Origin of the sequence: Streptomyces sp. NPDC056628, assembly GCF_042792555.1 — a bacterium.
Classification (GTDB): Bacteria; Actinomycetota; Actinomycetes; order Streptomycetales; family Streptomycetaceae; genus Streptomyces.
Genome location: NZ_JBHTWG010000002.1, coordinates 348,345 through 372,837 on the forward strand (window position 1 = coordinate 348,345; position 24,493 = coordinate 372,837).

The 24,493-nt window shown below is 73.4% G+C and carries 17 protein-coding genes; 12 read left to right on the forward strand and 5 right to left on the reverse strand.

Going from position 1 to position 24,493, the window contains the following annotated elements:
• Positions 1 to 68: 68 nt before the first annotated feature.
• The 3 genes from ACFRAC_RS04990 (at position 69) to ACFRAC_RS05000 (ending at position 3,443) form a co-directional block, all read left to right on the forward strand.
• Complete coding sequence (locus tag ACFRAC_RS04990) at positions 69 to 548, forward strand: NUDIX domain-containing protein (protein WP_382920779.1); 480 nt, start codon at positions 69 to 71, stop codon at positions 546 to 548.
• Between the two features lie 55 nt (positions 549 to 603).
• Positions 604 to 1,413 carry a 3-hydroxybutyrate dehydrogenase gene (locus ACFRAC_RS04995; RefSeq protein ID WP_361348908.1) on the forward strand — a complete coding sequence of 270 codons (810 nt, stop codon included), beginning with the start codon at positions 604 to 606 and terminating at the stop codon, positions 1,411 to 1,413.
• Between the two features lie 89 nt (positions 1,414 to 1,502).
• The gene (locus tag ACFRAC_RS05000; protein WP_382921144.1) at positions 1,503 to 3,443 is read left to right on the forward strand and encodes a helix-turn-helix domain-containing protein; all 1,941 of its coding nucleotides are present in this window, start codon (positions 1,503 to 1,505) and stop codon (positions 3,441 to 3,443) included.
• Positions 3,444 to 3,500: 57 nt separating this feature from the next.
• Here ACFRAC_RS05000 and ACFRAC_RS05005 read toward each other — a convergent pair whose 3' ends face one another.
• A complete protein-coding gene (locus tag ACFRAC_RS05005; RefSeq protein WP_382920784.1) occupies positions 3,501 to 4,895 on the reverse strand; it encodes an MFS transporter in 1,395 nt (464 codons plus the stop codon).
• Positions 4,896 to 5,253: 358 nt separating this feature from the next.
• Between ACFRAC_RS05005 and uppS the strand changes: the two genes are divergently transcribed.
• Positions 5,254 to 7,020, forward strand: coding sequence for a polyprenyl diphosphate synthase (uppS, locus tag ACFRAC_RS05010; RefSeq protein ID WP_382920787.1), 1,767 nt, complete (start codon positions 5,254 to 5,256; stop codon positions 7,018 to 7,020).
• A gap of 13 nt (positions 7,021 to 7,033) precedes the next feature.
• Here uppS and ACFRAC_RS05015 read toward each other — a convergent pair whose 3' ends face one another.
• Entirely contained in the window at positions 7,034 to 7,825 is a 792-nt protein-coding gene (locus ACFRAC_RS05015) for a thioesterase family protein (RefSeq protein ID WP_382920790.1), read from the reverse strand.
• A gap of 386 nt (positions 7,826 to 8,211) precedes the next feature.
• On the opposite strand from ACFRAC_RS05015, the gene ACFRAC_RS05020 reads away from it, so the two are divergent.
• Positions 8,212 to 9,843 carry a sigma-70 family RNA polymerase sigma factor gene (locus ACFRAC_RS05020; RefSeq protein ID WP_382920793.1) on the forward strand — a complete coding sequence of 544 codons (1,632 nt, stop codon included), beginning with the start codon at positions 8,212 to 8,214 and terminating at the stop codon, positions 9,841 to 9,843.
• 37 nt (positions 9,844 to 9,880) lie between these two features.
• On the opposite strand, the gene ACFRAC_RS05025 is transcribed toward ACFRAC_RS05020, so the two are convergent.
• Together ACFRAC_RS05025 and ACFRAC_RS05030 are read right to left on the reverse strand one after the other, a co-directional pair.
• Positions 9,881 to 12,331 carry a SpoIIE family protein phosphatase gene (locus ACFRAC_RS05025; RefSeq protein ID WP_382920796.1) on the reverse strand — a complete coding sequence of 817 codons (2,451 nt, stop codon included), beginning with the start codon at positions 12,329 to 12,331 and terminating at the stop codon, positions 9,881 to 9,883.
• 172 nt (positions 12,332 to 12,503) lie between these two features.
• The gene (locus ACFRAC_RS05030) at positions 12,504 to 14,579 is read right to left on the reverse strand and encodes a SpoIIE family protein phosphatase (RefSeq protein WP_382920799.1); all 2,076 of its coding nucleotides are present in this window, start codon (positions 14,577 to 14,579) and stop codon (positions 12,504 to 12,506) included.
• A gap of 185 nt (positions 14,580 to 14,764) precedes the next feature.
• Between ACFRAC_RS05030 and ACFRAC_RS05035 the strand changes: the two genes are divergently transcribed.
• Complete coding sequence (locus ACFRAC_RS05035; RefSeq protein WP_382920802.1) at positions 14,765 to 18,139, forward strand: pyruvate carboxylase; 3,375 nt, start codon at positions 14,765 to 14,767, stop codon at positions 18,137 to 18,139.
• A gap of 68 nt (positions 18,140 to 18,207) precedes the next feature.
• On the opposite strand, the gene ACFRAC_RS05040 is transcribed toward ACFRAC_RS05035, so the two are convergent.
• On the reverse strand, positions 18,208 to 18,468 hold the full coding sequence (locus tag ACFRAC_RS05040) for an EF-hand domain-containing protein (protein ID WP_382920805.1): 261 nt from the start codon (positions 18,466 to 18,468) through the stop codon (positions 18,208 to 18,210).
• A gap of 221 nt (positions 18,469 to 18,689) precedes the next feature.
• Here ACFRAC_RS05040 and ACFRAC_RS05045 point away from each other — a divergent pair, with 221 nt between their 5' ends.
• The 6 genes from ACFRAC_RS05045 (at position 18,690) to ACFRAC_RS05070 (ending at position 24,469) form a co-directional block, all read left to right on the forward strand.
• The gene (locus tag ACFRAC_RS05045) at positions 18,690 to 20,129 is read left to right on the forward strand and encodes a hypothetical protein (protein ID WP_382920808.1); all 1,440 of its coding nucleotides are present in this window, start codon (positions 18,690 to 18,692) and stop codon (positions 20,127 to 20,129) included.
• A gap of 1 nt (position 20,130) precedes the next feature.
• Positions 20,131 to 21,219: a hydrogenase expression protein HypE gene (locus ACFRAC_RS05050; RefSeq protein WP_382920811.1), complete on the forward strand. Its 1,089-nt coding sequence runs from the start codon at positions 20,131 to 20,133 to the stop codon at positions 21,217 to 21,219.
• Between the two features lie 65 nt (positions 21,220 to 21,284).
• Positions 21,285 to 23,078: a nickel-dependent hydrogenase large subunit gene (locus ACFRAC_RS05055; protein ID WP_382920813.1), complete on the forward strand. Its 1,794-nt coding sequence runs from the start codon at positions 21,285 to 21,287 to the stop codon at positions 23,076 to 23,078.
• Positions 23,071 to 23,634, forward strand: a complete 564-nt coding sequence (locus tag ACFRAC_RS05060) for a NifU family protein (protein WP_382920816.1) — start codon at positions 23,071 to 23,073, stop codon at positions 23,632 to 23,634. Before ACFRAC_RS05055 ends, ACFRAC_RS05060 begins: the two co-directional genes overlap by 8 nt.
• Positions 23,631 to 24,224 carry a DUF5947 family protein gene (locus ACFRAC_RS05065; protein WP_382920819.1) on the forward strand — a complete coding sequence of 198 codons (594 nt, stop codon included), beginning with the start codon at positions 23,631 to 23,633 and terminating at the stop codon, positions 24,222 to 24,224. The genes ACFRAC_RS05060 and ACFRAC_RS05065 overlap by 4 nt, the downstream gene beginning before the upstream one ends.
• Before the next feature lie 38 nt (positions 24,225 to 24,262).
• Positions 24,263 to 24,469: a hypothetical protein gene (locus tag ACFRAC_RS05070; protein ID WP_382920822.1), complete on the forward strand. Its 207-nt coding sequence runs from the start codon at positions 24,263 to 24,265 to the stop codon at positions 24,467 to 24,469.
• Positions 24,470 to 24,493 lie beyond the last annotated feature (24 nt).

Here is a 24,493-nt window from a genome sequence, read left to right on the forward strand (position 1 = left end):
GTTCTCCTTCCACTCCGCCCCCGCTCCCGGCGCCCCGGGGCCGGGGGCGGCGCCGTTAGGGTCGGGGCATGGCTACTCCTGACTTCATCCGGACGATCCGCGCCGCCGCCGGCCACCAGCTGCTGTGGCTCCCCGGCGTCAGCGCCGTCGTCTTCGACGACGAGGGGCGGGTCCTGCTCGGGCAGCGGGCCGACAACCAGCAGTGGACGGTGATCAACGGCATTCCCGAACCGGGCGAGCAGCCCGCGGCCGCCGCGGTGCGCGAGGTCCACGAGGAGACGGGCGTCCGGTGCGTCGCCGAACGGGTCGTCCTGGTCAGGTCCGGCCAGGAGGTCACCTACCCCAACGGGGACATGTGCCAGTTCATGGACATCACCTTCCGCTGCCGCGCGCTCGGCGGTGAGGCACGGGTGAACGACGACGAGTCCCTGGAAGTGGGCTGGTTCGAGGTGGACGCCCTGCCCCGGATGAAGGAAAGCCAGCTGTTCCGGATCAAGCAAGCCCTGGCCGACGAACCCACGTGGTTCGAACCTATGGATTCGGACTGAAGTATGGGCCGCGGCCATATGTGGCCGGGGGAGGGGGCTGCCTAGGGTCGAGCCCATGACCCCGCCCAGCATCCCTCCCGCCCACGGCTCGACCCCGTCCTCCCCGCTCGACCTCGGCGGGCGCACCGCCCTGGTCACCGGTGCCGCCGGCGGCATCGGGCGCGCCTGCGCGCTCCGGCTCGCGGCGGCGGGGGCCAAGGTCAGAGCGGTCGACCGGGACGCGGCCGGTCTGGAGTCGCTCGCCGAACGCGCCCAGGACCTCGGGGGCGCCGTCGAGCCCCACGTCCTCGACCTCACCGACCTCGACGCCGCCGAGCAGGCCGCCGCCGGCACCGACGTCCTGGTGAACAACGCGGGGCTCCAACTGGTGCGCCCCCTCGAGGAGTTCCCGCCTGACACCTTCCACACCGTGCTCACCGTGATGCTGGAGGCGCCGTTCCGGCTCATCCGCGGAGCCCTGCCCCATATGTACGGGCAGGGCTGGGGCCGGATCGTGAATGTGTCCTCCGTCCATGGGCTGCGCGCCTCCGCGTTCAAGTCGGCCTATGTGGCCGCCAAACACGGGCTGGAGGGACTGTCCAAGGTCGCCGCCCTGGAGGGCGCCGCCCACGGGGTGACCTCGAACTGTGTGAACCCCGCCTATGTGCGCACCCCTCTGGTCGAGAAGCAGCTCGCCGACCAGGCCAGGGCGCACGGCATCCCCGAGGAGCGGGTGCTGGCCGAGGTGATGCTCCAGGACAGCGCGGTCAAGCGGCTCATCGAGCCGGAGGAGGTCGCCGAGGCGGTGGCGTACCTGTGCACCCCGCAGGCGTCCTTCGTCACCGGGACCTCGCTCGTGCTCGACGGCGGCTGGACCGCGCACTGAGCCGTGGCACGGCGACGCCCCGGACCGGCGGAATCCGGAGTTGTCCACAGGGCTGACGAGGTGGCGGTGCGATGAGCAATCCTGTCGGCATGTCCCGCGATCACGTGCAGCCCACCGAGCGTTCCGCCGCCGGAGCGCCCCCGACCGGCGCCGAGACGCCCTATCTCGAACTGCTGGCCAGGGGCGCGTCCGCCGACGCCTACGAGCAGCCGGTGCTGCTCGCCCGCGCCGAGGGCCGGCCCACCGAGCAGATCGTCGCCCTCGAACAGGCCAAGCTGCTCGCGCTGCGCGTACGCTCCGAGCTGGAGGGCCGGCGCAGACGCGAGGCCGAGCTGTCGGCCCTCTTCGAGACGGCCCACGACCTGGCGGGCCTGCGGGACCTCGACGCCGTCCTCCAGGCCATCGTGCAGCGCGCGCGGTCCCTCCTCGGCACGGACGTCGCCTACCTCAGCCTCAACGACCCGGCCAGGGGCGACACCTACATGCGGGTGACCGAGGGCTCGGTCGCGGCCCGCTTCCAGCAGCTGCGGCTCGGCATGGGGGAGGGCCTCGGCGGACTCGTCGCCCAGACCGCCCGCCCCTACGTCACCGACGACTACTTCAAGGACGCGCGGTTCCAGCACACCCTGGCCATCGACGCCGGGGTCCGCGACGAGGGACTGGTCGCCATCCTTGGCGTGCCGCTGACGCTGGGCCACCATGTCATCGGCGTCCTCTTCGCCGCCGACCGGCGCGCCCGGGTCTTCGAACGGGAGCAGATCGCGCTGCTCGGCTCCTTCGCCGCGCTCGCCGCGGCCGCCATCGACACGGCGAACCTGCTCTCCGAGACCCGCTCGGCCCTCGCCGGCCTGGAGCGGGCCAACGAGATCATCCGGGACCGCAGCGGAGTCATCGAGCGGGCCTCCGACGTACACGACCGGCTCGCGCAGCTCGTGCTGCACGGCGGCGGGGTGCACGACGTGGCGGCCGCCGTCTCCGAAGTGCTCGACGGGACCGTCCAGTTCACCGAGGCCACCGCGGTCCCGGCCACCGCCCTGGAGGCGTCCCGCGCCGAGGGCCACGCCGTCCGGTACGGCGACGACTGGATCGCGGCCGTGGTGGCCGGCGGTGAACTGCTCGGCGCCCTCGTCCTGCGCGGGCAGCCCGGTCTCGACCCCGTCGACCAGAGCACCCTGGAGCGGGCGGCGACCGTCACCTCCCTGCTGCTCCTCGCCCGGCGCTCCGCCGCCGAGGCCGAGCAGCGCGTCCGGGGCGAACTGCTCGACGACCTGCTCGACGCCCGCGACCGCGACCCGCGCCTGCTGCGCGAGCGAGCCGCCCGGCTGCACGCCGACCTCGACGCCCGGCACGTCGTCCTCGCCGCCCGCCTCGACGCCGTCGCGGCCGACGCCGAACAGGAGGCGGACGCCCGCCGGCGCCTGTGGTCCGCCGCCTCCCATCTGGCCGCGACCCGGCACGGCCTGGCCGCCGCCCGCGACGGCGGCACGGTGCTTCTGCTCCCCCTCGCCGAGCACGACACCGCCACCGCGCTGGCCCGCCGCACCGCACGCCATCTGGGCACGGCCGTCCATGAGGCGGTCACGGTCGGCGCCTCGGCCCCGGTCGAGGACCTGGCCGTCCACCCGGACGCCGTGGCCGCCGCCTACGAGGAGGGCCGCCGCTGCCTGGAGGCCCTGCGGCTGCTCGGCCGCCCCGGGGACGGCGCCGCCGCCGAGGACTTCGGGTTCCTTGGACTGCTCCTGGCCGGCGACCGGGACGTCGCGGGCTTCGTCGACCGCACGATCGGCCCGGTCGTCGCCTACGACGAACGCCGCGGCACCGACCTGCTGCGCACCCTCGACGCCTACTTCGCCTGCGGGATGAGCCCGGCCCGCACCAAGGACGACCTGCACGTCCACGTGAACACCGTCGCCCAGCGCCTCGAGCGCGTCGGCCGCCTCCTCGGCGACGACTGGCAGAGCCCGGCCCGCGCCCTGGAGATCCAGCTGGCGCTGCGGCTGCAGCGTCTCTCCGGACCCGCACAGCGCTGACCCCCGTACCCCCGGCGTACGGGGTACGGGGGCCGGCCCGTCAGGGCGTCGACCGGGTCAGACGAGGGGCGCTCCGGCCGCCGGGGCCTTGGCGGGCACCTCGCCGTCCGCGGACTCGACGTCGGTGAGGTCCCGGTCGCGGGTCTCCTTCGCCACGGCGACGGCGACCACCGTCAGCAGGGCCGCCGCGATGACGTACAGGGCGATCGGGGTGGAGCTTCCGTAGTCCTTCAGCAGCGCGGTGGCGATCAACGGAGCGGGCGCGCCCGCCGCGACCGAGGCGAACTGGGCGCCGATGGAGGCACCGGAGTAGCGCATCCGGGTCGCGAACATCTCCGAGAAGAACGCGGCCTGCGGCGCGTACATGGCGCCGTGCAGCACCAGGCCCACCGTCACCGCGAGGAGCAGGTTGCCGAAGCCGCCGGTGTCGATGAGGGAGAAGAACGGGAACATCCACAGGCCCACCCCCACCGCGCCGATCAGATAGACGGGACGGCGGCCGAGCCGGTCGGACAGCGCGCCCCAGGCCGGGATGACGGCGAAGTGGACCGCGGAGGCGATCAGCACCGCGTTCAGCGCGGTCTGCTTGGACACGCCGGCCGACGTCGTGGCGTACACGAGGATGAACGCGGTGATGACGTAGTAACTGATGTTCTCCGCCATGCGCGCGCCCATCGCCACCAGCACGTCCCTCCAGTGATGGCGCATCACGGCGACCAGCGGCATCTTCTCCGCGGTGGCGGTCGCGGAGCTCTTGCGGGCCTCGGCCTGCGCCAGCGCCTGCTTGAACACCGGAGATTCATCGACAGAGAGACGAATCCACAGACCGACCATCACCAGTACACCGGAGAGCAGGAAGGGCACCCGCCAGCCCCAGCTGATGAAGGCGCTCTCCGACAGCACCGCCGTCAGCAGCGAGAGCACACCGGTCGCCAGCAACTGCCCGGCGGGCGCCCCGGTCTGCGGCCACGACGCCCAGAAGCCGCGCCGGCGCGCGTCCCCGTGCTCGGACACCAGCAGCACCGCGCCGCCCCACTCACCGCCCAGTGCGAAGCCCTGCACCAGGCGCAGCGCCGTCAGCAGCACCGGAGCCATGCTGCCTACGCTGGCGTGTGTCGGCAGCAGGCCGATCGCGAAGGTCGCCCCGCCCATCATCAGCAGGCTCAGCACCAGCAGCTTCTTGCGGCCCAGCCGGTCCCCGTAGTGCCCGAAGACCAGGGCGCCCAGGGGCCGGGCGGCGAAGCCCACGGCGTAGGTGAGGAAGGACAGGAGGGTGCCCACCAGGGGGTCCTCCTCGGGGAAGAACAGCTTGTTGAAGACGAGGGCGGCGGCGGAGCCGTAGAGGAAGAAGTCGTACCACTCGATCGTGGTGCCGATGAGGCTGGCGGCGACGATGCGCTTCAGACTGCCAGGGCTTGTGGGCTGCGGTGGAGCGGATGCTGCGGAGGCCATGTGCGCCACTTCCTCGTGTGCGGTGGGGACGGGTACGTGTCGGCACACCGTAGGAACACGCAGGTCGGGCGCACATGTGGTGGGGCAACACAGTTCCGGGTGCTGTTATCCGTCGGACCACCATGCGCGGGTGGGGGAGCGGGGGTGCGGCGAGCACCCCGGTCCGCGCGGCACAGCCGCGGGCCGCCCCCGCCCGCCCGCGTCGGACCTCGACAACTCGCGCTCGAACGCGGCCCGTTGGCCGGCGGAAAAACCTCGGCGTGCCGCTCTCGTTGTGATCTGCGTGTTCTTCACCTTCTCAGGTCGGCGGCGTCACGCCCCGCCCGCGGCCCACCGCTCGACCAGATCCGTAGCGGCGGTGATCGGTGACGACCCGGCGCTGCGGTCGGCGTACCGGCTGTGCCGCGACCGCACCCGGCGCGAGGACCCGGCGGAGTACGCGCTGATCCAGCTCGTGCCCGCCGCGCTGCGCCCCGCCTGCTGGGCCCTGTGGGCCGCCGCCAACGCCATCGACGACCTCGCCGACGACCGCACGGCGGCGGCGGACGAGCGGGCGGCGCGGGTGCGGAGGTGGATCGACGCCCTGGAGCGCGAGCTCACGACCGGGACCAGCCCCGACCCCGTCCGCCGTGCCCTGGTGGACACCGCGGCCCGCTGGCGCCTGGACCTGACCGGGCTGCACGACGCCATGACCGAGGTCGCGGTCGACGCGCACGGCCGCCGCTTCACCGACTGGAGCGGCTGGCGCGCCTGGGGGCGGGGCAATCTGCTGCCCTGGTTCGAGCAGGTCCGTGACCTCTTCGACCGGGCCGGCGTACCCGTCGCCCTGCGCCTGGACACCCAGGAGTCCTACGAGCGGTTCCTCGACGGGATGCGCCTCACCGACATCCTCACCGACCTGTCCGCCGACCTCCCCCAGGGCGACCTCCTGCTGCCCGCCGAAGCCCTCGACCGCTGCCCGGGAGCCGAGGAGGACCTGACCGGCCTGCGCTGGACCCCCGCCGTCGCCGCCCTGGTCGCCCACCTCACGGAGCTCGGCCGCCGGTGGGTGGCCCAGCCCGCGCTCACCCGCGGGATGCACCCCGGCCCCGCGACGGTCGTCGCCACCATGGCCGACCTGCTGCTCGCCCAGCTCGACGCCGTCGACGCCGCCGGCCCCGCCCTGCTGCGCGCCCGGCCCCGGCCCGCGCTGCTCACCACCGCCCGCCTGCTGGCCCCCGCCCGGGCACGCGCGGCCCTCGCCTGGTCCCTGACCCCGGTGCAGGCGCCGCCCGCACGCCGTACCGAGCCGCATCTCCCGTCGACTCCTCCCCGTCCCCCGCGCCGCCCGGCCTTCCGCAGCCCGCCACCCCACCCCAGCGGGGAGCGGCCGCCCCGGATCCCGGCCGACCGGATGCCGGCGCACGTGGCCGTGATCATGGACGGCAACGGCCGCTGGGCGCAGCGTCACGGGCTGCCCCGGCACGAGGGCCACCGCGCCGGCGCCGCCGCCGTGCGCGAAGTCGTCCACGGCGCCCTGGAGATCGGCCTGCGGCATCTGACGCTGTACGCCTTCTCCACCGAGAACTGGAAACGCGACCCCGAGGAGACCGGCGGGATCCTCGACCTCCTGCGCCAGGAGACGCGCGCGTACCCCTTCGAGGACCTCGACGTCCGGATGCGCTGGCACGGCCGCGCCGACAGCCTCCCGCAGGACCTGGTCGACCTGCTCGACCTGCGCGAGCGCAGCACACGCGACCGCACCGGGCTGACGGTGACGATGTGCGTCAACTACGGCGGCCGTGACGAGATCGCCCGGACCGCCGCCGCCCTCGCCCGGCAGGTGCGCGACGGCCTGCTCGACCCGGACCTGATCGGGGAGAAGGACTTCGCCGAGCATCTGCCCCGGCCGGACATGCCGGACGTCGATCTGCTGTGGCGCACCGGCAACGAGCAGCGCACCTCGAACTTCCTGCCCTGGCAGGCGGTCTACGCCGAACTCCACTTCACGCCGGACCACTGGCCCGACGTCGACCGGCGCGACCTGTGGCGGGCCATCACCGAGTACACGCGCCGCCAGCGCCGGCACGGCGCCGCCGGTCCCGCCCCCCGCGCACCGGCCACCGCTGCCGGCGAAGGCGCCTGAGGCACGAAGGACCTTACGCTCCGGGCTGGGGGCGGACCGTGAGGATCTGCTGCGCCGTGCCGACGGGGCCGTCGACGTCGTGGAGGACGGTGCTGGTCAGCCCCTGCCCAGTAGGGCCGAAGGAGACCGTGGTGTCCAGCCCGGTCCAGCGGCCGCGCGGCTGCCGGTGCAGATGGACGGTCAGATCGACGTTGGGGAACATCCACTCGGTCGGAGGTCGCAGGACGGCTATGCCGTTGGCGGTGTCGACCAGCGCGAGATACGAGGCGAGCGGGCTGACGGGCACCCCGGCCACCAGGCCCAGCGGTGTGGACACCCAGGCCGTCGTCCGGCCCGCCCGGGGCGGTGCGACGGGCCGGACGTCCAGGGAGGCGATGTAGCCGCCGGACCACAGCTCGGACATCGGCCACCGCTCCAGCGCGTCGGGAGGGGTGAGGCGTTCGGCCGTGCCGCCGGCGGCCGCGGAGGTGTCCAGGGCCGTCAGGTACCAGGCGCGGGCCCGCAGCACCGGGCGGCCGGCGATGCGTACGACCGCTTCGAGCAGTTCGATGGTGCGCCCGGGACGGACCGTCTCCACCTCGATCTCGCACTCGTCCACGGCGAGCTGGCCCAGGATGTCGTAGCTGATGCGGGCGAGCACGAGACCGTCGTCCGGTGACGCCGCGCGATGCCGGTCGAGGGCGTGCACGACGAGCCCGCCCAGCGGGCTGAAGTGCTGCTCGTCGCGGTGCCAGGCGCCGCCCACGTGCGGTGTCGGCTTGTAGCGGCGGTCGTCGATGGCTTCGAAGTAGCTGTCGGGCGTCACAGCGGGTCTTCTCCCCAGGGTGCGAGGGGCCGCCGGGCCAGGGCCCGGCAAGGCGGTGTGGCGTCAGGGTAGTTCGCCGCCGTCCCGCGCAGCTCCGGTGGGATGCGCATATCGGAACTCGCGCCGCTGACCGTCCTATTCGGAATATACGGTGACGTTCCCGTGCACTCCGTACCCGGTGTGATGTTCCCCATTGCGCGTCCGGGTGGCGCTCGTGAGGCTCTCGGGCAGCGCGCGGCCTGAACCGTCCGACACCTTCCGGTCCCCACCGGGCGCGTCCGGAGAACGGTCCGGCGAATCGTCCGAAGAACCGTTATCCGAGGCCCGCCGAGCGGTCTCCCAGGTAGCGGACACCACCGTCCGGCGTCGAGGACAGGGAAGTATTGATGAGTACAGAGCGCACGAGGGAACTGACGGCCCTGGTCACCGCTGCCCGCGACGGCGACCCGGAGGCCCAGGACACCCTGGTCGGCGCGTACCTCCCGCTGGTCTACAACGTCGTGGGAAGGGCTCTGAACGGTTCCGTCGACGTCGACGACGTCGTGCAGGAGACCATGCTGCGCGCCCTCGACGCGCTCCACGGGCTGCGCAGGCCCGAGAGCTTCCGCTCCTGGCTCGTGGCGATCGCGATGAACCAGGTGCGCGCCCACTGGCACGCCCGGCAGGCCGCCCCCGGCGGGGTGGAGGAGGCGAGGGAACTCGCCGACCCCGGCGCCGACTTCGTGGATCTGACCATGGTGCGGCTCCAGCTGTCCGGGCAGCGCCGGGAGACGGCTCGCGCCACGCGCTGGCTGGAGCCCGACGACCGGGGCCTGCTGTCGCTGTGGTGGCTGGAGTGCGCCGGTGAGCTGACCCGCGCCGAGGTGGCGCAGGCGCTGGAGCTGTCGCCGCAGCACACGGCGGTACGGGTGCAGCGGATGAAGGCGCAGCTCGAAGCCGCCCGGGTGGTGGTGCGCGCGCTCGACTCGCGCCCCCGCTGCGAGGAACTGCACGGCCTGCTCGGTTCCTGGGACGGCCGCCCCTCGGCGCTGTGGCGCAAGCGAATAGCCCGGCATGCCCGGGGATGTGCCCGCTGCTCCGGACTGTGGAGCGGGCTGATGCCCGCCGAAGGACTCCTCGCCGGACTGGCGTTGGTGGCCGCGGCGCCCGCGCTGCTGGACCGTGTCCGGTCGGCCGCGGACCTGGCACCGGCCGGCTCGGCATCCGCGCTCGCCTCCACCGGACACGGCGGGCACCGGGCCGCCGGCAGCCGGGCCGTCTCCCGCGGTGAGGCCCGCCGGCGCCGCCGCAACCGGCGCCGCGCCGTCGGAGGTGCCGTCGTGGCGGTCTGCGTGGCGGGCGGCGGCTTCTGGTACTTCGACTCCACCCCCGGCACGGGGCGGGACGAACCGGCCTCCGCGCGCGGCGCCGGCGCCGCCGTGCCGGACGAATTCGCCGAGCCCAGCCCGGTCAGCACCGCGGAGTCCGCGTCGGCGTCGGCCTCGCCGTCCCCGTCGGCGTCCGCCTCGCCCACGAAGAAGGCCACGGCCTCGCCGTCCGCCAAGAAGACGGAGAAGGCCCCGCCGACCACCCAGGCACCCACCCGGGCGTCCCGCAAGGCGGCCACCGCCGCCCCCCAGGCGCAGGAGGCCCCGTCCGGCACCGTCGCCCAGGTCGTCGCCCTGGTGAACAAGGAGCGGGCCGCCGCCGGGTGCGGTCCCGTCGCCGAGGACTCCCTGCTCGACAAGTCGGCGCAGGGCCACTCCGAGGACATGGCCACCCGCGGCTTCTTCGACCACACCAACCCCGACGGCGCCGACCCCGGGCAGCGCATCACCGCGGCCGGCTACCGCTGGTCGACGTACGGCGAGAACATCGCGATGGGGCAGCAGACCCCCGAGGCGGTGATGGAGTCCTGGATGAACAGCCCCGGCCACCGGGCCAACATCCTCAACTGCTCGTTCAAGGACATCGGCGTCGGCGTCCACGAGGGCCCCGGCGGCCCGTGGTGGACCCAGAACTTCGGCGCCAAGCTCTGACGAGCTCCGCACGGCGGACGAAGACCGCCGGCGCCGGTCACAGGCTCAGCGCACCGCCGTTCGCGGTCAGGGGCTGCTCGGTCCAGATCGTCTTGCGGTTGCGGCCGTAGCGGGTGCCCCACCGTTCCGCCAGCTGGGCCACCAGGAACAGGCCGCGTCCGCCCTCGTCGGTGCTGCTGGCCTGGCGCAGGTATGGCGAGGTGCTGCTGGAGTCGGAGACCTCGCAGATCAGGCGCCCGTCCCGGATCAGCCGCAGCTGCACGGGACCGCCGGCGTACCGGTAGGCGTTGGTGACCAGTTCGCTCACGATGAGTTCGGTGGTGAAGGCCAGCTCCTCGTCGAGGCCCCACTGGGTCAGCTGGTCCTGCACCAACGCCCGGGCGTCGCCGGCGGCCGTCGGCTCGGCCGGCAGCTCCCAGGTGGCGACGTTCCCCGCCGGCAGGACGCGGGTGCGGCCCAGCAGCAGGGTGATGTCGTCGTCGGGGCGGCCGGGAATCATGGCGTCCTCCACCGCCTTGCTGGTGCTCTCCAGCGACGGTGCCGCACCGGCCAGCGTGGTCCGCAGCAGCGACAGGCCCTCGTCGATGTCGCGGTCGCCTGCCAGCAGCAGGCCGTCGCTGCAGAGAGCGATCAGGCTGCCCTCCGCCAGTTCGCACTCGGCGCTCTCGAACGGCAGTCCCCCCAGGCCGAGCGGCGGTCCGGCGGGCACGTCGACGTCCCGCACCTTTCCGCACGGGTCCAGCACGGTCGGCGGCGGATGCCCGGCACGGGCCATGACGCAGAGCCGGGTGACCGGGTCGTAGATGGCGTACAGGCAGGTGGCACCCACGAGTTGGGGGGCGCCGGCGTCCGCCTGCCGCTGCTCGGTGGCGAGGTGGTCCACCAGATCGTCCAACCGGGACAGCACTTCGTCGGGCGCCAGGTCGAGGTGGGCCAGGGTGTGCACGGCGGCCCGCAGCCGCCCCATCGTGGCCGAGGCGTGCATGCCGTGCCCGACCACGTCGCCCACCACCAGGGCGACGCGCAGCCCCGACAGCGGGATCACGTCGAACCAGTCACCGCCCACCCCGGTGGACGCCCGCGCCGGAAGATAGCGGTGCGCGGTCTCGACGGCCGGCTGCTCCGGCATCTCGCCCGGCAGCAGACTGCGCTGCAGGGCCTCGGCGGCCTGGTGCTGCTGGGTGTAGCGGCGGGCGTTGTCGATGCAGACGGCGGCCCGGGCCGCGAACTCCTCCGCCAGGGTCAGGTCGTCCGCCTCGAAGGGTTCCGGCCGCTGCGAACGCCACAGGCAGACCACGCCGAGCACCACACCACGGGCGGCCAGCGGAACCACGATCAGCGAGTGGACACCGGCCTCCAGCGCCTGCCGGGCCCGTTCCGGTTCGGCGGCGGTCCAGCCCGAGCCCGTCTTCAGGACGGGGAGCAGCACGGGCCGCCGCTCGGCCAGACAGCGATGGGGCGCGGTGTCCGGCGGGAAGAAGAACAGATGGCCCTCGGGGTACATCACCCGCACCCCCTCGGGCCGGATCGAGCGGGCCGCCATCCGGCGCAGCGGGCCCATGCTGTCCGGGTCCGGTTCCTCGCCGCGCGTCACCGGTTCCAGCAGGTCCACCGAGAGGGCGTCGGCGAGCTCCGGCACGGCCGCCTCGGCGAGTTCGCGCGTGGTGCGGGCCACGTCGAGGGTGCTGCCGATCCGGGTGCCGGCCTGGTTGAGCAGAGCCAGCCGCCGGCGGGCCCGGTGGCGGTCGGTGACGTCCTCGACGATCTCGGTGACGCCCAGCACCCTTCCGGACGGGTCCTCCATCCGGAAGGCGGAGACGGAGATCACGATCTCCTTGTGGGGTTCGGCGAGCAGCCGGCACCGGTGCTCCGCGAAGATCATCGGCCGGCCCGTGTCCAGGACGGTCTGGAGCTTGCCCTCCACCCAGTCCGCGACCGGACCGAGCAGGAAATCGCCGGCCCGGCGCCCCCGGTAGGCGCCGGCCGGCAGCCCGCCGAACCGGGCGATCGCCTGGTTCACCCGCAGCACGCGCAGATCCGGCCCGAGCACCACCACCCCGATCGGGGAGCGCAGGAAGAAGCCGTCCAGCACCGCGCGGTCGATCTCCCACTGGGCGATCTCATGGGCGAGCGAGCCGACCAGCAGCCACTCGTCTCCGCCGCCCAGCCGCTGCACCCGCCGGGCCCGGAACCCCACGTGCAGCCGGCGTCCCGAGCGGTGCAGCACCGGCAGCAGCCCGAACCAGCCGTGCTCCCGCAGACAGGACCGGGCGGCCTCGGCGACGACACCTTCGTCACCGGCGTCGACCAGGAACTCGTGCACGGGCCGGCCGAGCGCCTCGTCCGCCCGGTACCCCAGCAGCCCGGCCGCCTGCTCGCTCCAGGCGACCACCCGTCCACGCCGGTCCAGCACGGCCGCCGCGGACCGGAGCACCGAGAAAGGGTCCTTGGGACTCTCGCTGACCGACGTAGGGGATGTGTCGTGCATCGCCCACCCATCTCGCGCCGTGCGCGGGACCCGGGGGCCCGCGCACGGGCGCTGCTGCCGTTCCGAACGCCTGGCCTTGCGGCGTTCCCTCCCAGTATCAGCCGAGTACCCACCCCGTGCTTGATCACGGCGGCCGGGGTGCCTCGGTCGGGTGACGGCCGGTCCTGCCCTCTCACCTGGGCAGGGCCCGCGCCAGGAGCACGGCCACGTCGTCGTCGGCCGTGCCGGGCACGAGGTCCGCCAGGAGGTCGTCGCAGATCCGCTCCAGCGGGCGGCCGGGGTCGCGCACCGCCCGCGCCAGCCGGCACATGCCCTGCTCCAGGTCGGTGCCCCGTGCCTCGATCAGCCCGTCCGTGTACGACAGCAGGAGGCTGCGCGGCTCCAGACGCAGGTGCTGCACCCGCCCGTCCTGCCGGCCCAGACCCAGCGGCGGGCCCGCCGGGCCGTCCAGGAAGGCGACCGCACCCCGCCGGTCGGCGACCAGGGGCGGCGGATGCCCCGCGCTGACGACCAGGCAGTGCCCGGAGACCGGATCGTGCACGGCGTACAGACAGGTGGCCATCTCGTTCTCCCCGAGATCGGCCACGACGGCGTCCAGGTACCGCAGCACCTGGTCGGGGGTGGTGTCGCGGCGCGCCAGGGTCCGTACGGCGGTGCGCAGCTGTCCCATGACGGCCGCCGCGTGGATGCCGTGCCCCATCACGTCCCCGATCACCAGCGCGGTCCGCCCGCCCGGCAGGGCGATCGCGTCGAACCAGTCCCCGCCGACCTCGTGCTCGCCGGCCGGCAGATAGCGCCCGGTGAGCTCCAGCCCGCGGACGTCCGGCAGACAGGGGTCCATGAGGCTGCGCTGCAGGGTGAGCGCGGCGTCCCGCTCCCGGCTGTACATACGGGCGTTGTCGATGTTCAGCGCCGCCCGCGCGACCAGCTCGTCGATCAGCAGCGTGTCCTGGTGGTCGAACGGCTCGCGGTCCCTCGTCCGCGTCACCACCACCGCGCCCAGCACCGTCCCCCGGGCCACCAGCGGCACCAGCCGCGCCGAGCCGACCCTCGCGTGCAGGTACGCGCGCAGCGGCTGCGCCTCGGGGGCGGGGATCAGCTGCCCGATGTCGGCGAGGTACAGGTTCATGGCCCGGCCGGCGTCGATGACCTGCTCGTACACCGATCCGCGCGGGACCTGCTGGGTCATGCCGACCGCGAGCTGGTCCGCCGGTGCCCGCGAGTCGGTGAAGGACGCCGCCACCCGGCGGACCACGCCGTGCGCGGACGCGGCGGTCTCGTCCGGCGCCACCGCCTCCTCCAGGAGCTGGACGTCCGCGGAGTCGGCCAGCCGGGGCACCAGCACCCGGACGACCTCCTCGGCCGTCTGCCGCAGATCCAGGGTCGAGCCCATCTGCGCGCCCGCCTCCGCGAGCAGCGCGAGGCGCCGCCGGGCCCGCTCGGCCTCCAGGTGGGCGCGCTGCTCGCGGGTCACGTCGATCAGGGAGGCGATCACCCCGACCCGCCGGCCGGCCGCGCCGAGCAGGGGCGCGTAGGAGCACGACCAGGTCCGCCGCCGTGCCGGGTGCGCGCCGGGCCAGGTGTGCCGGTGGTCCACCACGGCCTCCCCCCGCTCAAGGACCCCCCGCATCACCGTCTCGAGAGCGGCCGCGCCGGGCGAGACGTCCGTGACACTCCGGCCGACGTGGTCGGCCGCCGGGACGCCGTCCATCCGGGCCAGCGCCTCGTTGACCCGCAGGAACCGCAGATCGGGACCGAGCATCGCGAGCCCGACGGGGGACTGCTCGAAGAGCCCCTCCAGAGCCGCCAGCGCGTCGCGCATCCCCTTCACGGCGGAGGTGTCCGCCGCGATGGCCAGCACCCCGGTGCGGCCCCGGGCGTCCGGGATCGGGCAGTTCCACATCTCCACGTCGACGAGGGTGCCGTCGCGGTGGCGCAGGGGCAGCCGCGCCACCACCGCCGCGCCGGTCCGCACCGAGCCGGCCAGCCGGTCCGCGAGCCGCTGGTTCTCCTCGGGGACGAACGCGACCCTGGCCTCCCGCCCCAGCATCTGCTCCTGGGTGTACCCGAGCAGGTCCTGCGCGGCCGGCGACCACTGCACGAGGAGCCCGTCGCCGTCGGCGACCCACAGGGCCAGCGGGAGCAGGTCCTCGAAGACATCCGCGTGGCCCGCCGCGGACGTGAGCGGACCCGTCGTGTCGCCGATCGCGCCGTGCGTCGGCACACCGTGGTCAGTCGCGCCGGCCATGAGGCACCTCGCTCACACCTCCCGCGACGACAGGAGGCCCAGGAACAGCGTAGGCCCGTCCGGTCGCCCACGTACGCGCGCGTGGCGGCCGGCGCCGGGCCGACTGTCAGTGGCCCGGCTCACATAGCGTGGAAACGATCGCCCCGACACCATGGGTGCTCAGTCTCCGGCCGAAGGGATCAAGAATGTTCCGCAAGGTGCTGGTCGCCAACCGCGGGGAGATCGCGATTCGCGCGTTCCGCGCGGGCTACGAGCTGGGCGCGCGCACCGTCGCCGTCTTCCCGCACGAGGACCGCAACTCCCTGCACCGGCTGAAGGCCGACGAGGCGTACGAGATAGGGGAGCCCGGGCATCCGGTCCGCGCCTACCTCTCCGTCGAGGAGATCGTCCGCGCCGCGCGCCGTGCCGGAGCGGACGCCGTCTACCCGGGGTACGGCTTCCTGTCCGAGAACCCCGACCTGGCGCGGGCCTGCGAGGAGGCGGGCATCACCTTCGTGGGCCCCAGCGCGGACATCCTGGAGCTGACCGGCAACAAGGCCCGCGCGGTCGCCGCGGCCCGCGAGGCCGGCGTCCCCGTGCTCGGCTCGTCGGCGCCCTCCACCGACGTCGACGAACTCGTCCGTGCCGCCGACGACGTCGGGTTCCCCGTCTTCGTCAAGGCGGTCGCCGGCGGTGGCGGGCGCGGCATGCGCCGGGTCGAGGAGCCCGCCCAGCTGCGCGAGGCCATCGAGGCGGCGTCCCGCGAGGCGGCGTCGGCGTTCGGCGACTCCACCGTCTTCCTGGAGAAGGCCGTCGTCGAGCCCCGCCACATCGAGGTGCAGATCCTCGCCGACGGGCAGGGCGGCGTCATCCACCTGTACGAGCGGGACTGCTCCGTGCAGCGCCGCCACCAGAAGGTCATCGAGCTGGCCCCCGCGCCCAACCTCGACCCGGAGCTGCGCGACCGCATCTGCGCCGACGCCGTCCGCTTCGCCCGGCAGATCGGCTACCGCAACGCGGGCACCGTGGAGTTCCTGCTCGACCAGGACGGCAACCACGTCTTCATCGAGATGAACCCGCGCATCCAGGTCGAGCACACCGTGACCGAGGAGGTCACCGACGTCGACCTGGTGCAGTCGCAGATGCGGATCGCCGCCGGCGAGACCCTGGCCGACCTCGGCCTCGCCCAGGAGACCGTCACCCTGCGCGGCGCCGCCCTGCAGTGCCGGATCACCACCGAGGACCCCGCCAACGGGTTCCGCCCGGACACCGGCCGCATCAGCGCCTACCGCTCACCGGGCGGCTCCGGCATCCGGCTCGACGGCGGAACCACCCACGCCGGTACGGAGATCAACGCCCACTTCGACTCCCTGCTGGTCAAACTGACCTGCCGGGGCCGGGACTTCAACGCCGCGGTGGGCCGCGCCCGGCGCGCGGTGGCCGAGTTCCGCATCCGCGGCGTGGCCACCAACATCCCCTTCCTGCAGGCGGTCCTCGACGACCCCGACTTCCAGGCCGGCCGGGTCACCACGTCGTTCATCGAGCAGCGCCCGCACCTGCTCACCGCCCGCCACTCCGCCGACCGCGGCACGAAGCTGCTCACCTATCTCGCCGACGTCACGGTCAACAAGCCGCACGGCGAACGCCCCGACCTGCTCGACCCGCTGACCAAGGTGCCCCCGCTCCCGGCCGGCGACCCGGCGCCCGGCTCCCGGCAGCGGCTCGCCGAACTCGGCCCCGAGGGATTCGCGCACTGGCTGCGGTCCTCGCCGACCATCGGGATCACCGACACCACCTTCCGTGACGCGCACCAGTCGCTGCTCGCCACGCGGGTGCGCACCAAGGACATGCTCGCCGTCGCCCCGGTGGTGGCCCGCACCCTGCCCGAGCTGCTGTCCCTGGAGTGCTGGGGCGGCGCGACGTACGACGTGGCGCTGCGCTTCCTCGCCGAGGACCCGTGGGAGCGGCTGGCGGCCCTGCGGGAGGCCGTGCCGAATATCTGCCTGCAGATGCTGCTGCGCGGCCGCAACACCGTCGGCTACACGCCGTACCCCACCGAGGTGACCGACGCGTTCGTGCAGGAGGCGGCGGCCACCGGTATCGACATCTTCCGCATCTTCGACGCCCTCAACGACGTCTCCCAGATGCGCCCGGCCATCGAGGCCGTACGGGAGACCGGCACGGCCGTGGCCGAGGTGGCGCTGTGCTACACCTCCGACCTGTCCGACCCGTCGGAGCGCCTGTACACCCTGGACTACTACCTGCGCCTCGCCGAGCAGATCGTCGAGGCGGGCGCGCACGTCCTGGCCGTCAAGGACATGGCGGGACTGCTGCGGGCTCCGGCCGCGGCGAAGCTGGTGTCGGCGCTGCGCCGGGAGTTCGAGCTGCCGGTGCACCTGCACACCCACGACACCGCGGGCGGTCAGCTCGCCACCTACCTCGCCGCGATCCAGGCGGGCGCCGACGCGGTCGACGGGGCCGTGGCGTCCATGGCGGGCACCACCTCCCAGCCGTCGCTGTCGGCGATCGTCGCCGCCACCGACCACTCCGAGCGGCCCACCGGGCTCGACCTCCAGGCGGTCGGCGACCTGGAGCCGTACTGGGAGAGCGTCCGCAAGGTCTACGCCCCCTTCGAGGCCGGGCTCGCCTCGCCCACCGGCCGGGTCTACCACCACGAGATCCCCGGCGGGCAGCTCTCCAACCTGCGCACCCAGGCCGTCGCCCTCGGCCTCGGCGACCGCTTCGAGGAGATCGAGGCGATGTACGCCGCCGCGGACCGGATGCTGGGACGGCTCGTCAAGGTCACCCCCTCCTCGAAGGTGGTCGGCGACCTCGCGCTGCACCTGGTGGGCGCGGGTGTGTCCCCGGCCGACTTCGAGGCGGCGCCCGACCGCTTCGACATCCCGGACTCCGTCATCGGCTTCCTGCGCGGCGAGCTGGGCACCCCGCCCGGCGGCTGGCCCGAGCCGTTCCGGACCAAGGCGCTCCAGGGCCGCGCCGAGGCGAAGCCGATCGCGGAGCTGGGTGCCGACGACCGCGAGGGCCTGGCCAAGGACCGGCGCGCCACGCTGAACCGGCTGCTGTTCCCCGGCCCGACGCGCGAGTTCGAGACGCACCGCGACTCCTACGGCGACACCAGCGTCCTGGACAGCAAGGACTTCTTCTACGGACTGCGTCCGGGCAAGGAGTACGCCGTCGACCTGGAGCGCGGGGTGCGGCTGCTCATCGAGCTGCAGGCCGTCGGCGACGCCGACGAGCGCGGTATGCGCACCGTGATGTCCACCCTGAACGGTCAGCTGCGGCCCATCCAGGTCCGCGACCGGGTCGCGGCCTCGGACGTCCCGGTGACGGAGAAGGCCGACCGGTCGAACCCCGGCCATGTGGCGGCACCCTTCGCGGGCGTGGTCACCCTCACGGTCAGCGAGGGCGACGAGGTGGAGGCCGGCGCCACGGTCGCCACCATCGAGGCCATGAAGATGGAGGCGTCGATCACCGCGGCGAAGGCCGGCCGGGTGACCCGGCTCGCCATCGGGAAGATCCAGCAGGTGGAGGGCGGCGACCTGCTCGTCGAACTCGCCTGAGCCGTAACCCCGTTCGCCGTACGACCGAGCGCCCCGCGCGGGGAGTCATCCCGCGCGGGGCGCCGCCGTCACTGGTCCCGCCAGCCGAACCGGCGGTCGACCACCGCCGCGAACTCCTCCAGCGTCACCACCTGGTCGCCGTTCAGGTCGGCGGCGTCGAACAGCGCGGACGAGTCGTTCTCGTCCCCGAGACCCCAGGGCGGCAGATCCCCCGAGGCGGCCAGCGACGGGCCCTTGGACCGGAGCGCGACGATGACCTCCGCGCGGGTCAGGGTCCCGCTGTCGTCGAGGTCGAGGGCTTCGAACAGCCGCCGTGCCTTCTCGCTCATCGTGCGCGTCCTCCTGTCGCGGGGAGCCGGACGGTCCCTCGCCCGTACGAAGACGTGTTGCCGCGCCGCGCGGTTGCTCCCGCCGTCCGCGGGCGCCCCGGCCCGTGGGCCGCCTCCGTCATCCGAATGCCTCACCCGGAGTGAGCCGGAGGGGCGAGGTCGGGTGCGCGGTGCTTCCGTGGTGGAAGGGATCCGCCGGTACCCGCACCCGAGGAGGCAGGATGGCGGACGGACCGGTCGCGGGCGCCGCCACGGCGGCAGCGCCCGAGGGGGACTTCGAGCGGATCGGCGCCGTCGCCGACGCCGTGCTCTGCGAGGGCTATCTGCTCTACCCCTACCGCCGGTCCTCCGCCAAGAACCGGGTCCGCTGGCAGTTCGGCGTGCTCTTCCCCCGTGATTGGGTGGAGTCCGACGGACCCGTCGCCCCCACCGTGTCCGGCTCCGCCGACTCCTGGTACCAGCGCACCGAGTGCCTGCTGCGGACCCCGCGGCCCGGCGCCTCGGTGCACGTCCGGCTGCGGTTCCTGCAGATGCAGCGCAAGCAGGTCCAGGAGGCCGGCGCGGACGGCGGGCACCGCGACGTGCCGTCCCTGCGTGCCGCCGACGGCACCGTGCATCTGACGTTCGACGAGGCCGTGCCCCGCGAGGCAGCGCTCACCCTGAGCCTCGACGAGCGGGTCGTCCGGGGGACCACGGCCCCCGTCGGGGCACCCGGCGGCACGGACGTCGAACCGCTGCCCGCGGACGCCGGGCGCGTGGTGCGCGTCCGCGAGGAACTGCGCGGCAGCGTCACCGTCACCGCCGAGCGGAGCGCCCCCGACCTGGTCCGGCTCCAGGTGCGCACCACCCACACCGGACTCGCCCCCGGCCCGCGGACCGCACGCGACGAGGCCCTGCGCGGCGCGTTCCTCGCCACCCACACGCTGATCGGGGGCGACGGCGTCGAGTTCGTCTCGCTGATCGACCCGCCCGCGGGGCTGCACGACCAGGCCCGCGCCTGCCGCAACGAGTTCACGTTCCCCGTCCTCGGCGGCGAACCCGGCACCGCGCGCGTGGTGCTGTCCGCACCGATCATCCTCCCCGACCACCCGCAGGTGGCGCCGGAGAGCCCGGGCGACCTGCACGACGCGGCGGAGATCGACGAGATCCTCACCCTGCGCACCATGCTGTTGACGGACGAGGAGAAGCGCGAGGCACGCGCCACCGATCCCAGGGCCGCGGCGATCCTCGACCGGGTCGACACCATGCCGCCGGAGGTCTTCGCCCGGTTGCACGGCGCCGTCCGCTCCCTCACCCCGGCCCGCCCGGTCACGCCGCTCGGCGACCGCCCGGCGTGGTGGCAGGAGGGCGGCGACGACGGACTCTCCCCGGCGACCGACACGGTGCTCGCCGACGGCGTGCCCCTCGGCGGCGGCAGCCGGGTCCGGCTGCGCCCGCGGGGACGCGGCGCGGACGCGCAGGACATGTTCCTGACCGGGCGGACGGCCGAGGTGGCCGCCGTCTTCCACGACGTGGACGGCGGCGTGCACCTGGCCGTCGCCCTCGACGACGATCCCGCATCCGAACTGCACACCTGGTACGGCCGCTTCCACTACTTCCGGCCCGACGAACTCGAGCCGCTGGAGCCCGCACCGTCCGACACCCCCGCGGCGGAGGCATGACATGACGAGGCACAGCAGCACCACCGAGGTCGCGGGCGAACCCGTGCGCGGCGACGACCGGCAGGGCTTCGACGAGATCACCATCCTGTGGATCTCCGAGGGCATGAGCTGCGACGGCGACACGGTCTCCCTGACCGCCGCCGACCAGCCGTCCATCGAGGACCTGGTGCTCGGTCTGATCCCCGGACTGCCGAAGGTCGACCTGGTCAACAAGGTGCTCTCGCCCAGTCTGGGCGGCGAGGACTTCCTCGCCCCCTACCGGGCGGCGGCCCGCGGCGACCTGGCTCCGTTCATCCTGGTCATCGAGGGGTCGATCCCCAACCAGAACATCATCGAGGGCGACGGCTACTGGACGTCGTTCGGCAACGACCCGGAGACCGGCGAGCCGCAGACGCTGAACTCATGGATCGACCAACTCGCGCCCAGGGCATGGGCGGTGGTCGCCGCCGGCACCTGCGCCACGTTCGGCGGCATCCACGCCATGGCCGGCAACCCGACCGGCTCCATGGGCCTCGCCGACTACCTGGGCTGGGACTACCGCTCGCGGGGCGGCCTTCCCGTGGTGAACGTGCCCGGCTGCCCCATCCAGCCGGAGAACTTCATGGAGACCCTGGTCTGGGTCCTGTACCACGCGGCCGGATCGGCGCCCCCGCCGCCGCTGGACCACATGCTGCGCCCGCAGTGGCTGTTCGGCAAGACCGTCCACGAGGGCTGCGACCGCGGCTCGTACTACGAGCAGGCGAGCTTCGCGAAGGACTACAACTCGCCCAAGTGCCTGGTGAAGACGGGCTGCTGGGGTCCGGTCGTCAACTGCAACGTGCCCAAGCGGGGCTGGATGGCCGGCATCGGCGGCTGCCCGAACGTCGGCGGCATCTGCATCGGCTGCACGATGCCCGGCTTCCCGGACGCCTTCATGCCGTTCATGGACGAGCCACCCGGCGGCACCCTGTCGACGCTCGCCATCAAGCCGTACGGCGCCATCATCCGCCGCCTGCGCGGGATGACCAACGAACTCGTCAACCACGAGCCCAGGTGGCGGCACAACAAGCGCAAGCTGACCAGCGGCTACGACCCGCACTGGCGGCCCTGACCCCGGGTCACACCCACCCGCCGCCACCCACTCACGGCCATCGACAGCGAGGGGCAGTACCGCAGATGACGACCACCGAGGCGCGCGCGACGGAGCGCAAGCCGCCACAGATCGTGGACATGTCCTGGGACCCGATCACCCGGATCATCGGGAACCTGGGCATCTACACGAAGATCGACTTCGCCAACCGGGAAGTCGTCGAGTGCCACAGCACCTCGTCGCTGTTCCGTGGCTACTCGGTGTTCATGAAGGGCAAGGACCCCCGGGACGCAGGCTTCATCACCTCCCGCATCTGCGGTATCTGCGGCGACAACCACACCACCTGCTCCGACTACGCCCAGCAGATGGCCTACGGCGTCAAGCCGCCCACCCTCGCCGAGCACATCGTCAACCTCGGCGAAGCGGCCGAGTACATGTTCGACCACACCATCTTCCAGGACAACCTGGTCTTCGTGGACTTCTGCGAGGCCATGGTCAAGGCCACCAACCCCGGGGTCCTGGCCCGCGCCGAACGCACCGCCGCGCCGCGCGGCGACATCCACGGCTACCGGACCATCGCCGACATCATGCGGGCCTTCAACCCCTTCGAGGGCGAGATCTACAAGGAGGCCCTGAAGGTCAGCCGCGTCACCCGCGAGATGTTCTGCCTGATGGAGGGGCGGCACGTCCACCCCTCCACGCTGTACCCGGGCGGCGTCGGCACGATGCCCCAGCCCACCGTGTTCACCGACTACCTCAGCCGGCTCATGCGGATCATCGACTTCGTCAAGAAGGCCGTCGCCCTCAACGACGACGTTTTCGACTTCTTCTACGAGGCGCTGCCCGGCTACGAGGAGGTCGGCCGCCGCCGCGTCCTGCTCGGCTGCTGGGGCGCCTTCCAGGACCCCAAGGTCGTCGACTACCGCTACGAGACGATGAACACCTGGGGCAAGGCCATGTACGTCACCCCCGGCGTCATCGTGGACGGTGAACTGGTCACCAACAACCTCGTCGACATCAACCTCGGCCTGCGCGTCATGCTCGGCAGCTCCTTCTACGAGGACTGGGTCAACGAGGAGCCCTTCGTCACCCGCGACCCGCTCGGCAACCCCGTCGACATGCGCCACCCCTGGAACCAGACGACGGTGCCGGTCCCGCAGAAGCGCGACTTCGACGGCAACTACAGCTGGGTGATGAGCCCGCGCTGGCTCGACCCGCGCACCGGCGACCACCTCGCCCTGGACACCGGCGGCGGCCCGCTGGCCCGCCTGTGGTCCACCGCGCTCAGCGGCATCGTCGACACCCCGTACGTCAAGGCCACCGGCGACAGCGTCCGCATCTCCCTGCCCAAGGGGGAGAGCCTGCCGGAGACCACCCTGGAATGGCGCATCCCCAAGTGGAGCAACACCATCGAACGGGACCGCGCCCGCCCCTACTTCGTCGCCTACGCGGCCGCCATGTCCCTCCAGTTCCTGGAGGAGGCCATGGACCTCGTCCGCGTCGGCGACACCAGGGTGTTCCAGAACTACGAGGTGCCCGACGAGGCGATCGGCTGCGGCTTCCACGAGGCGGTGCGCGGCGTCCTCTCCCATCACCTGGTGATCAAGGACAGGAAGATCGCCAACTACCACCCGTACCCGCCCACCCCGTGGAACGCCAGCCCCCGGGACATGTACGGCACACCCGGCCCGTACGAGGACGCCGTCCAGGGACAGCCGATCTTCGAGGAGAACGGCCCCGACGACTTCAAGGGCGTCGACATCATGCGCACCGTCCGCAGCTTCGATCCCTGTCTGCCGTGCGGCGTCCACATGTACGTCGGCAAGGGGAAGACGCTGACCACCACGCACTCCCCGACCTACGGGGCGAGCCATGGGTGAGCAAGGCCCCGCCCGGCTGGCCGATCCGGACGTCGAGGCCCGGCTCGCCCGGCTCGACGATCTCCTGGAGGGCCTGGAGTCCACACCCGGACCCGTCGCCCGCCCCGCCACCGAGGCGTTGGGCCTGCTGACCGAGGTCTACGGCGAGGCACTGGCCCGCGTCCTGGACCTCGCCGACGCCGCCCTCGCCGCACGCCTCGCCGACGACGAACTGCTCGGGCACCTGCTGGTGCTGCACGACATCCACCCCGAACCCGCCGAACGCCGGGCGGCCCGCGCCGTCGAGCGGCTGCGCCCCGCCGTCCGGGAACGCGGCGGCGACGTCGAATGGGTCGGTGTGGAGGGCGGCGTCGCCCGGGTGCGGCTGACGGCGGGAGGCGGCTGCGGCGGCGGCTGCGGCAGCGGCGGAGCCGACGTCACCGGCGCCGTACGGGCCGCCGTCCTCGCCGCCGCCCCGGAACTGACGGACGTCGAACCGGTGCCGGACCCCGCCGGAGGCCCGTCCGCCCCGGCGTTCGTACCGCTGACCACCCTGACCCACCGGAGCGCGCCGTGACCACCGGCGGCGCCCTGGCCCGGCTCATCCGCTCCACGGCCGGCCGCGCGGCGGCGGACGCGGAGGTGTGCGAGCTGTGCGCGGCGCCGGTCCCCGAGGACCACGCCCATCTGCACGACGCCGAGGAGCAGCGGGTGCGCTGTGTGTGCGGCCCCTGCTCGGTGCTGTTCGACCGGGGCGGTGGGGGCGAGGGCCGGTACCGGCTGGTGCCCCGACGTCGGGTCCGGCTGCCCGCGGTCGAGACGGACGTCCTCGGCGTGCCCGTCGGGCTGGTCTTCTTCGTGCCCCGCGCCGACGGCACGGTCACCGCCGAGGGGCCGAGCCCGGCCGGGGCCATGCGGTGGGAGGTGGACGCGGCGGCCTGGCGGCGCCTCACGCGGACGTGTCCGCCGCTCGCCACCGTGGAACCCGAGGTGGAGGCACTGCTGGTGAACACCGTGCACGGCGCCGACCACCACTGGATCGTGCCGGTCGACGACTGCTACCGCATGGTCGCCGTCGTCCGCCGGCACTGGCGCGGGCTGTCCGGCGGCGGCGCGATCTGGCCGGCCGTCGAACAGTTCTTCGCCGCCCTCACCGAGAGGTCGTGAGCGCGCCCCGCGGCGCGCCGACGAGGAAGGAGAACACCATGGGCAGCATCCGGGTCGGCAGGGCCCAGGCCAAGCCCGACACCCCCGGCCATGTGTCCGGTACGCACCAGGGCAACCACGGCCGCTACCAGGACCAGACGGGCCACCACCGGGACGGCACCTCCGACGCGCGCCGTTCCACCGGGATCCGCTGGAAGCGGCACGACGCCCTGGTGGACGCCATGCCGAACATCTCACCGGGATGACGGACGGCGGGGAGTGACCGCGAT